The organism is Microbacterium sp. (genome assembly GCF_035277845.1).
Taxonomy (GTDB): domain Bacteria; phylum Actinomycetota; class Actinomycetes; order Actinomycetales; family Microbacteriaceae; genus Microbacterium.
Genome location: NZ_DATEJS010000090.1, coordinates 1 through 10,795, shown reverse-complemented (window position 1 = coordinate 10,795; position 10,795 = coordinate 1). Strand labels below are relative to the sequence as shown.

Below are 10,795 nucleotides of genomic sequence, written 5' to 3'. Positions count from 1 at the left end.
CCCTCCGGACGCTGAGCGATGCCCGCCGGAGCCACCGTGGCGTCGGTGACTCCGGCGGGCAGACAATGCGAGGATGGATGGACCATGGCACACCCCGCTTCGAACCTGCCTCCCGTCCTCCGACCCGAGCATCCGCCGGTGCGCGCCCTCGACGATCTCGCCGCGCGCTTCGGCACCTCCACCCGCGGCGAGACCGACGGCGTGACCCTGACCGGTGTCACGCTGGCCACCGCCGATCTGCGGCCCGGTGAGGCGTTCGTCGCGATCCAGGGCGTCAACCGCCACGGCGCGGAGTTCGCCGCGCAGGCCGCCGAGAAGGGCGCCGTCGCCGTCGTGACGGATGCCGCCGGGGCGGACATCGCCGCCGGGTCGGGCCTGCCCATCGTCATCGTCGACAGCCCCCGTGCGGTGCTCGGAGACCTGTCCGCGTGGGTGTACGGCACCGGAGCCGACGACGAGCTGCCCCTGCTATTCGGCACCACCGGCACCAACGGCAAGACGAGCGTCTCCCATCTGCTCGAAGGAATCCTGAACCAGCTCGGGGTCGTCACCGGCCTCAGCTCCACGGCCGAGCGGCACATCGCGGGACAGGTCATCGTGTCACGGCTGACGACGCCGGAGGCATCCGAGTTCCATGCCCTGCTCGCCCTCATGCGCGAGCGCGGCGTCGAGGCCGTCGCCGTCGAGGTCAGCGCACAGGCGCTCAGCCGGCACCGCGTCGACGGGCTGATGTTCGACGTCGCCGGCTTCACGAACCTCAGCCACGACCACCTCGACGACTACGCGGACATGCGCGAGTACTTCGAGGCGAAGCTGCAGTTGTTCCACCCGGACCGGTCGCGCCGCGGCGTCGTCTCACTCGATTCGTCCGCCGGCGCCGAGGTCGCCGCGCGCAGCGAGGTTCCGGTCGTGACCGTGATCTGCCCGGCCATCGCGGCCGATCCGGATGCCGCGGCGGACTGGACCGTCGAGATCCTCGAGGAGCGCCAGGACGGCACCACCTTCCGTCTGGCCGGCCCCGACGGTCGCAGCCTCACCACCGTGGTGCCCACGATCGGGCGCCACATGGCGGCGAACGCCGGGCCGGCGATCGTCATGCTGCTGGAAGGAGGCTACGCCTGGGAGTCGTTCGTGGCGGCGCTCGACGGCGGCCGCATCGAAGCGTACCTGCCCGGTCGCACCGAGCGCGTCTCGGGCGAGCGGGGACCCGCGGTCTACGTCGACTTCGGGCACTCGCCGGACGCCTTCGAGAAGACCCTCGCCGCCGTGCGGCACGTGACCCCCGGCAAGGTGCTGTTCGTCATGGGCGCGGACGGCGACCGGGATGCCACCAAGCGCCTCGACATGGGACGCACCGGCGCCGAGGGCAGCGACATCTTCATCGTCACCGACCACCACCCGCGGTTCGAGGAGCCGGATTCGATCCGCGCCACGCTCCTCGAGGGCGCCCGCCGCGCCGGCACCCCGACCGAGCTGCACGAGTACTCCCCGCCCGAGCGCGCGATCCTCGAAGCGGTCAAGCTCGTCGGCGAGGGCGACGCCATCCTGTGGTGCGGACCGGGTCATCAGGACTACCGCGACATCCGCGGTGTGCGCACCCCGTACTCGGCGCGGGAGCTGTCGCGCCGGGCGCTGCGGGATGCCGGCTGGCCGGTGCCCGAGCCGCACTGGCCGGTACCGTACCCCGACGACGACACCCCGCTGTCGGACCCGACGCGCGACTGGCGCTGACCGGGGAGGCGCCGACGATGTCGCTCACCCCCGACGATGAGGCCCGGATCGCATCCGATCTGGAGCGGTACGACGAACTACTGCCGGAGTACCGGCGCAGGATCGCCGAACTCACCGACCGGCTCACCACCGCGATCACGGCGGACGACCGCATCCACCTGCACGCCATCGAGCCGCGCGTGAAGACCCGGGCATCCCTCGAGAACAAGCTGCGCGACAAGCTCGACACCGATCCCGAAGCACGGATCGAGGATGTCCTGGGCGTGCGGATCATCACCTACTTCCGCGACGACGCGGTCTGGGTGGAGCAGCTGGTGCGCGACATGCTGCGCGTGCACGAGGGCACCTATGCGGACAAGGCAGCGCTGCTGGAGGACCGGGAGTTCGGCTACCGCTCCATCCAGTTCCTCGCCACGATGCCGTGGGCGCTGGACGACGAGCACCTGCCCACGATCATCCGCGAGCGCCGCAAGCCCGCGCCGCTGTCACCCGCCGTCGTGGAGATCCAGATCCGGAGCATTCTCGAGCACGGCTGGGCCGAGATCGAGCACGGGCTGGTCTACAAGAGCGGGCGGCCGCTCCCCCGGCCGATCCGGCGGCGCTTCGCCCTCGCGGCGGCCCTCATCGAGAACGCCGACGAGCAGCTCGAGGTGATCCGGGACCAGCTCGCGCTCGACCGGCCCGAGCCGCCCGTGGCGGAGGAGACGGACGAGCAGGCCGTCGCCGGTCTCATCCAGCGGATGATCGCATCCGACCGCGTCTCCCGGGCCCTGGACGACCAGATCGCGGCGGCGCTCGACCTGCGGCTCGGGCGCCCGATGAACTCCGAGCGCGATGTCGAGCGTGCGGTGCACGTCGCGATGCTGGATTCCCGGGCGAAGCTCGAGCGGGCCCTCGCGGAGCAGGACGGCAAGCTCGGGCTGCGGATGGCGATCGTGTGTGCGGACGTCGACCGCCCCCTCACCCGCCCGGACGCCCGGCACGATCCGGACGAGCCCGTGCTCGCGTTCCCCGGCATCGGCATCTACTGGACCGCACTGGCGCTGCTGCACGCCCAGGAGGATCGCCTCTGGCATTTCACGGCCGTCGGCGAGGGACGCCTCAGCGAGTACCGCGACATCGGCCGCTATCTCGTCGAGCACCCGGAGGAGTCGGCACTCGGCATCCGGGAGCGATACCGGCGTCAGGCGTACCCCGCGGGCCATGCCCCGGAGTCCCCGCACCGCCTCCACCTCGCGCCGTAGCTCGCCGGTCGGTCGTGCGCACCCCGCGCTCAGCGGCCGGCTGCGATCGCGGCGTCGGCGGCATCCCGCGCCCACCGCTCGGCGTCGGCCAGGCTCTCCCGCGTGAGCTCCGCGGGAGCCTCGTGTGCGTCCACGATGCGCTCGACGGTCTCGACGATGCCGAGGAACGGCAAGCGGCCGTCGTGGAACGCGTCGACCGCCTGCTCGTTGGCGGCGTTGAACACGGCCGGGTAGGTGCGCCCGGCGCGGCCCACCTGCTTGGCCAGCCGCACGGCGGGGAACGCGTCGTCGTCGAGCGGCTCGAAGGTCCAGGATGCCGCGACCGTCCAGTCGATCGGCGCGCCGACGCCCGCAACCCGGTGCGGCCAGTCGAGTCCCAGCGAGATGGGCAGGCGCATGTCCGGCGGGGAGGCCTGCGCGATCGTCGATCCGTCGGCGAACTCCACCATGGAGTGCACGATCGACTGCGGATGCACCACCACGTGGATGGCGTCGTAGGGCACGTCGAACAGCAGGTGCGCCTCGATGACCTCGAGCCCCTTGTTCACCAGGGTCGCCGAGTTCGTCGTGACGACCCGACCCATGTCCCACGTCGGGTGCGCGAGCGCCTGTGCGGGCGTGACGTCGGCGAGCTGGTCCCGCGTACGCCCGCGGAACGGGCCGCCGGACGCCGTCACCACGAGGCGGCGCACCTCGCCGGCATCCCCGGCCCGCAGCGCCTGCGCGATCGCGGAGTGCTCCGAATCGACCGGCACGATCTGACCGGGCGCGGCGAGCGCCGTGACGAGGTCGCCGCCGACGATGAGGGACTCCTTGTTGGCGAGGGCCAGCGTGCGGCCGGTTTCCAGGGCGGCGAGTGTCGGCCCGAGCCCCACCGAGCCCGTGATCCCGTTGAGCACCACGTCGCAGGGGATGTCGCGCACCAGCTGCTCCGCCTCCGCGGCTCCGAACGCGGTGTGCTCCACCCCGAACTCCCCGGCCTGCGCCGCGACGGCATCCCGGTTCGATCCCGCCGCGAGTCCCACGACCTCGAAGCGGGCCGGATTGGCCCGGATGACGTCGAGCGCCTGGGTGCCGATGGAGCCGGTCGAGCCGAGGATGAGCACGCGTCGCATCCCGTCAGCCTAGACGCGCAGCAGCCCCGCGAATGCTCTCGCGGGGCTGCTCCGACGACGTTCGCGGGTCAGGAACCGGCGTGCTGCACACCCAGGATGTCGACGGCGAACACGAGGGTCGAGTTGGCCGGGATGGAGCCCTGCGCGATCGACTTGCCCTTGGCGTCGACGTAGCCGGCGGCCGGCGGAACGACGACCAGCACCTGCGAGCCCACGGTCGCACCGGTGAGGCCCTGGCCGAAGCCCTTGATGACCTGGTTGGTGGCGAACTGCGCCGGCGAGCCGTTGGTCCAGCTGGAGTCGAAGACCTTGCCGTTCTTCCACAGCACGCCGGTGTACTGCACCAGCACGGTGTCGCCGCTCTTCACCGCGGCGCCGTCGCCCTTCTTGAGCGTCTCGATCTTGACGGCCTTGGGCGGCGTGGTCTTCGGCACGGTGATGGTCGGCGCGCCCTTGGTGTCGAGCGTGACCGTCGGGAAGCCGGCCTGCGGCGCCTGCGCCTTGCCCCACGCCGCAGCCGGCACGAGCGCCTTGACGTCGATGACGTCGATGCTGGCCTCGGTCGCCGCGGAGGTGGAGGTCGCAGCCGCGCCGGGCATCACCGCGACGACGCGGGTGCCGACGGTGGCGCAGCCCAGCACCCGCCCGAGCAGGCTGTCGGCGGAGATCTGCTGCGGCAGCAGCGACCCGTCGACCTGGCCGATCGCACCGTTCTTGGCGCCGGTCTTCGCGTTGTACTCGGTGAGGGCGAACTGCACGAGGTCACCGGACTTCAGCTTCTGGCCGGACCCGGTCGTCACGACGCTGCTCTGCAGGGCCTTCACCGTCAGCGGCGACTTGAACGTCGCGGTGGCCGGGGCGCCCACCTTGCCGGTCACCTTGACGGCGTCGGACGCGCTGCCCGAGGCGACCTTGGCGCTGCACAGGTCGGTGGCGGCCGAGGCGCTCGGCGACGGCGCCGACGAGGATGACGTGGGGGCGGACGACGCGCAGCCGGCCAGGGCGACGGCCGCGAGGGCGGCGGCGGACAGGGCAAAGATCGAACGGCGGATGCGCACGGAGAGAACCTCGAGACTTCGGACGTGAAGTTCCATTGTCACCCGACACGCTCATGATGTAGCTGAGAACGGCTGCGGCGTGCCCTGAGATTCCCCGGGTCCGCGCCGTATTCCTGTGATGGCATGGGATCGGCGGTACTCTGATCGGATGACCACTCCTGCGGGCGACGCCGAGCCGGACGAGACGCTTGACGAACCGGAGGAGGAGTTCCGCAGCGATTTCGGCATGCGCTTCAGCCGCGCGATCGTCGGACCGCTCACCCGGCTGATCTACCGCCCGATCATCGAGGGCCGCCACAACGTGCCGAAGTCGGGCGCGGTCATCTTCGCCAGCAATCACCTGTCGTTCATCGACTCCGTGGTGATCCCGGTCGCCGCCCCGCGGCCCGTGCGCTTCCTCGCCAAGTCGAGCTACTTCGAGGGGACGGGCGTGAAAGGCTGGGCGTCCCGCATGTTCTTCACCGCGGTCGGGGCGAGCCCCATCCGCCGCGGCGCGGGTCAGGCAGCTCTGGACGCGCTCGACCAGCATCAGAAGATGCTCGAGCAGGGCTTCGCGGTCGCCCTCTACCCCGAAGGCACCCGCTCCCTCGACGGGCGCCTCTACCGCGGACGCACCGGCGTCGCCTACCTCGCCCTGCAGACCGGAGCCCCGGTCGTGCCGGTGGGCCTCATCGGCACGAACGAGGCCATGCCGGTCGGCGCGAGCATGCCCAAGCGCAAGCCGCGCGTGCACGTGCGCTTCGGCAAGGCGCTGGATGTGTCGTCGTACGGCCCGGCATCATCCGGCAAAGCCCGCCGACTCGCCACCGACGCGATCATGGCGGCGATCCACGAGCTGTCCGGCCAGGAGCTCGCGGGCGTCTACAACGAGCCGCCCGCGCACAACCCCCTCGACCGGATCAAGCAGGCGCTCCCCCACGAGCGCCGCTGACCGCTCCCCGCTCGGCCGGCCGCCGCGGCACGCGTGTGCGGGCCCGCCCGGGTGCTGTGAACCGCCCTGTGCGCGTTGCCGACGCTCCGGCCTTGTGGCCGGGCGCAACCGGCTTGCAAAACCGTTCCAGCCGAGACAGTCTGGCCTCACGCCTCACTGAAGGGACCCCATCGTGACCACGACACGAGCCTCCGTCGCCGCGCTGCGCGAGCGACCGGTGGCGGAGGTGCTCATCATCGGTGGAGGCATCAACGGCATCGCGACCCTGCGCGACCTCGCACTGCAGGGGGTGGACGTCGTCCTCGTCGAACGCGACGACTTCGTCTCGGGCGCGTCGTCGGCCTCGAGCCACATGGTGCACGGCGGGGTGCGGTACCTCGAGAACGGGGAGTTCCGTCTGGTCAGCGAAGCCGTCCGCGAGCGGAACGGCCTGCTGAAGACCGCCCCGCACTATGTGCGCCCGCTCAAGACGACGATCCCCGTCTTCAAGACCTGGTCGGGCGTGCTCTCCGCCCCGTGGCGGCTGCTCGTGACGCACGGTCGCGGCAAGCCGAGCGAGCGCGGCGCGCTGCTGATCAAGGCGGGCCTGGTCATCTACGACACCTTCTCCCGCGACGGCGGCTCCGTTCCCCGGCACGTGTTCCAGGGGCGGCGCAAGACCCTCGCGAAGTTCCCGCGCATGAACCCGGACGTGAAGTACACCGCGACGTACTACGACGCCTCCATGCACGACCCGGAGCGGCTCGCGCTGGACGTGCTGCATGACGGGCTCGCGGCGGGTGGCGACCGCGCACGCGCCGCCAACCATCTGGCCGTCGTCGGCTCGAACGACGGAGCCGTCACCGTGCACGACCGGATGACCGGCGAGGAGTTCGACATCCGCGCCAAGGTGATCATCAACGCGACCGGACAGTGGACCGACCTCACCAACGCCGCCCTCGGCGCACCGACCCGGCTGATGGGCGGCACCAAGGGCTCGCACATCGTGCTCGACAACGAGGAGCTGCTGGCCGCGACCCGGGGACGCGAGATCTTCTTCGAGCACTCCGACGGCCGCATCGTGCTCATCTATCCCCTGCGGGGCCGGGTGCTCGTCGGCACCACCGACGTCGACGCCGGCCCGCGCGAGGACGTCGTGTGCACCGACGACGAGATCGACTACTTCTTCGACCTCGTCGGGCACGTGTTCCCCGACATCCCGGTGACCCGAGACCAGATCGTGTACACGTTCTCCGGCATCCGGCCGCTCCCCCGGCACGACCACACGTCGCCCGGCTTCGTGTCGCGCGACTACCGGATCATCCCCGGGATGCTGGACGGCACGCCCACGCTGAGCCTCGTGGGCGGCAAATGGACCACGTTCCGCGCGCTGGCGGCGCACCTCGCCCGGGAGGCGATGCACGAGCTCGGGCTCACGCGCACGGTCAGCACCGCGGGACTCGCCATCGGCGGCGGGCGCGGCTATCCGATGACCGAGACGGCTCGGCGCGCCTGGATCGCGGCGTACTCGGCCGGCCACGAGCGCGCCGTCGCCGAGGCCATGCTGAACCGCTACGGCACGCGGGCCGCCGGCATCCTCGCCGCGATCCCGGTCGGGTCGGCACCCCTGCCGCACGTTCCCGGCTACTACCGCGCGGAGCTGGCGCACCTGGCGGCGACCGAGCAGCCGGTGCACCTGATCGACGTGCTGCTGCGGCGCACGGCCCTGGCGTTCGTCGGCGGGTTGTCGCCGGAGACGCTGCGAGAGGTCGCCGAGTCGGTCGCCGCCCCGCTCGGGTGGGATGCCGAAGCCGTGGCGGCGGAGATCGCGCACGCCGCCGACGAGCTGCGCACGGCGCACCGCGTGCTGCTCACCGGGCCGGGCGTCGCGCCCGAACGCCCGGCGGACGGCGCTGCCGTCTCCGCGCTCGCCCCGTACTGAAAGGACGACACATGCCCGACCACGTGATCGCGATCGACCAGGGCACGACGTCGAGCCGTGCCATCGTCTTCGACAGGTCGGGGCGGATCGTGTCGGTCGGTCAGCTCGAGCACGAGCAGATCCTGCCGAAGCCGGGCTGGGTGGAGCACGACCCTGTGGAGATCTGGCGCAACGTGCAGGAGGTCGTCGGGGTCGCGCTCAGCCGCGCGACGCTGACCCGCCACGACATCGCGGCGGTGGGCATCACGAACCAGCGCGAGACCGCGGTGGTGTGGGACAGGCGCACCGGCGAGCCGGTGTACAACGCGATCGTGTGGCAGGACACCCGCACGCAGGACATCGTCGACCGGCTCGCCGCGGACGGGGGCGTGGAGCGGTTCAAAGAGGTCGTCGGCCTGCCGCTCGCCACGTACTTCTCGGGCACGAAGATCGCGTGGATCCTGGAGAACGTGCCGGGCGCCCGCGAGAAGGCGGAGGCCGGGGACCTGCTGTTCGGCACGACGGATTGCTGGGTGCTCTGGAATCTCACCGGCGGGGTCGACGGCGGCGTGCACGCCACGGACGTCACGAACGCGTCCCGCACGATGTTCATGGACCTGCGCACGTTCGAGTGGCGCGACGACATCCTCGAGGCGTTCGGCGTGCCGCGCTCGATGCTGCCCGAGATCCGGTCCTCCTCGGAGGTGTACGGCACCGCGCACGGCTCCCAGCTGCTGCGTGAGACGCCGGTCGCGGGCATCCTCGGCGACCAGCAGGCGGCCACGTTCGGCCAGGCGGCGTTCGCACGCGGCGAGAGCAAGAACACGTACGGCACCGGATGCTTCGTCATCGTCAACACCGGCGAGGAGATCGTGCACTCCGGCAACGGTCTGCTCACCACGGTCGGCTACAAGCTCGGCGACCAGCCCGCGCATTACGCGCTGGAGGGGTCGATCGCGGTGACCGGCTCACTCGTCCAGTGGCTGCGCGATCAGCTCGGCATCATCGGATCCGCGGCCGAGGCGGAGACGCTGGCGGCATCCGTCGAGGACAGCGGGGGCGTGTACTTCGTTCCCGCGTTCTCGGGGCTCTTCGCCCCGTACTGGCGGCCGGATGCCCGGGGCGCCATCGTGGGGCTCACCCGCTTCGCGACCAAGGCGCACATCGCGCGGGCCGCCCTCGAGGCGACGGCATTCCAGACCCGGGAGGTGCTTGATGCCGTGCGCGCCGACGCCGGCGTGCAGCTGCCCGAGCTGAAGGTCGACGGCGGCATGACCGCCAACGCGGGGCTCATGCAGTTCCAGGCCGACATCCTCGGCGTGGATGTCGTGCGGCCGGTCGTCGCGGAGACGACCGCGCTCGGCGCGGCCTACGCCGCAGGGCTCGCGGTCGGCTTCTGGACGGGCCTGGACGAGCTCGCCGCGAACTGGCACGAGGGCCGACGGTGGAGCCCGGCGCTGGATGAGGACGAGCGGGAGCGGCGGATGCGCCTGTGGCGCAAGGCCGTGACGAAGTCCATGGACTGGGTCGACGACGACGTGCGCTGACGGCCTCCCGAATCACCGCGGCATCCCCCGGCGTGTCGTTGTTTTGTCTGAATGTCGGAGGCCCATGGAAGGCTTCAGGCATGGGCACATTCGGTGGCATCGTCGATCAGCAGGTGCGGGTGCTGGTCGGGCTGCTGGGTGAGGTCGCGGTGGCGGATGCGGCGCCGGTGATCGTGGGGCTCGGCGACGAGTCGGTGGTGGGGGTGATCACGGCGGCGACGGATGCGATCCGTGAGCTGGAGGCGCTGCGGGTACTGGCGACCGGTGTCGCGGCGCGCCGGTCGGGGCGGGATGCCGGCCACGGTGGTCTGGCGCAGCGGCTCGGGCACCGCAACGCGGTCTCGCTGGTGCAGGATCTGACGGGGGTGTCCAAGGCGCAGGCGGGGAGGGTGACCCGGCTCGGGCAGGCGCTGGTGGAGACCGCGCTGCCGGATGTGGGCGACGCCACGCGCCCTGACGTGGAAAGGCCCCCGAATGTGGACGGCGGACCCGCGCCCGATCCCGGGGCTGATGCCGGCCGCGACGCTCCCGCCGAGGGTGTGCCGGTGCGGCCGTGGCATGCGTGTCTGGGTGACGCGTTCACGACCGGGCGGATAAGTGTGGACCAGCAGTCCGCGATCCGCCGTGGCCTCGGCGACCCACCCGCCCCGGCCGGAACTCCCGGGCAGCCACCGTCACCGGATGCGGACATGCTGGCGGCGTGGGCGCTCGCGGCACAGCAGCTCATCGACGAGGCGTCCCGCCGCACCGTGGAGGACCTGGCCGCGGCGGCGCGGATCATCCGGGACCGGCTCGACCCGGACGGCGCCGCGCGCCGGTTCCGCGAACGGTTCGAGGCGCGCTCGTTCCGGGTGTGGACCGACACCGACGGGATCCGGCACGGGTCGGTCCGGTTCGACGACACCGGCGCCGCGTGGGCGACCGCGATCCTGGACGCCGCCCTGCGCCCCCGCCGCGGCGGACCCCGGTTCGTGGATCCCGCCGAGCACACCGCCGCCGAACAACTGGCCGCCGACCCGAGAACGAACGAGCAACTCGCCTACGACCTGCTCCTCGACCTCCTCCATTCCGGAGCGGTCGCGGACGCCGCCCATGTGTTCGGCACGAGGCAGGCCGGAATTCGGATCATCATCACCCAGACCGCCCACGACGACGCCTCGGCCGGGAAGCCGGCCGTGGCGGTCATCGAAGACACCCGCACCACCGTGCCCGCCGCATTCGCCGCGCAGCATGCCTGCGACACCGGGCACATCGCCTGCACCCTCGACG

At 71.7% G+C, this 10,795-nt stretch carries 8 protein-coding genes; 6 read left to right on the top strand and 2 right to left on the bottom strand.

All coding sequences use genetic code 11. From position 1 onward, the window contains the following. Positions 1–84: 84 nt before the first annotated feature. Entirely contained in the window at positions 85–1,731 is a 1,647-nt protein-coding gene (locus VJR25_RS03920) for a UDP-N-acetylmuramoyl-L-alanyl-D-glutamate--2,6-diaminopimelate ligase (RefSeq protein WP_324112727.1), read from the top strand. A gap of 17 nt (positions 1,732–1,748) precedes the next feature. Next, positions 1,749–2,975, top strand: a complete 1,227-nt coding sequence (locus VJR25_RS03915; protein WP_324112725.1) for a hypothetical protein — start codon at positions 1,749–1,751, stop codon at positions 2,973–2,975. A gap of 29 nt (positions 2,976–3,004) precedes the next feature. Here the strand turns inward: VJR25_RS03915 and dxr are convergent, their stop codons facing one another. Together dxr and VJR25_RS03905 are read right to left on the bottom strand one after the other, a co-directional pair. Continuing rightward, positions 3,005–4,090, bottom strand: a complete 1,086-nt coding sequence (gene dxr, locus VJR25_RS03910) for a 1-deoxy-D-xylulose-5-phosphate reductoisomerase (RefSeq protein WP_324112723.1) — start codon at positions 4,088–4,090, stop codon at positions 3,005–3,007. A 68-nt stretch (positions 4,091–4,158) separates the two neighbouring features. Next, on the bottom strand, positions 4,159–5,148 hold the full coding sequence (locus tag VJR25_RS03905; RefSeq protein WP_324112721.1) for an FKBP-type peptidyl-prolyl cis-trans isomerase: 990 nt from the start codon (positions 5,146–5,148) through the stop codon (positions 4,159–4,161). Between the two features lie 226 nt (positions 5,149–5,374). Here VJR25_RS03905 and VJR25_RS03900 point away from each other — a divergent pair, with 226 nt between their 5' ends. From VJR25_RS03900 to VJR25_RS03885, 4 genes are all read left to right on the top strand, one after another. Continuing rightward, complete coding sequence (locus tag VJR25_RS03900; protein ID WP_324112728.1) at positions 5,375–6,079, top strand: lysophospholipid acyltransferase family protein; 705 nt, start codon at positions 5,375–5,377, stop codon at positions 6,077–6,079. Positions 6,080–6,251: 172 nt separating this feature from the next. Next, entirely contained in the window at positions 6,252–8,000 is a 1,749-nt protein-coding gene (locus VJR25_RS03895) for a glycerol-3-phosphate dehydrogenase/oxidase (protein ID WP_324112719.1), read from the top strand. 11 nt (positions 8,001–8,011) lie between these two features. Continuing rightward, positions 8,012–9,526, top strand: coding sequence for a glycerol kinase GlpK (glpK, locus tag VJR25_RS03890; RefSeq protein WP_324112717.1), 1,515 nt, complete (start codon positions 8,012–8,014; stop codon positions 9,524–9,526). A gap of 80 nt (positions 9,527–9,606) precedes the next feature. After that, positions 9,607–10,795 (top strand): DUF222 domain-containing protein (locus tag VJR25_RS03885; RefSeq protein WP_324112714.1); only part of this gene is annotated, 1,189 nt, incomplete at its 3' end.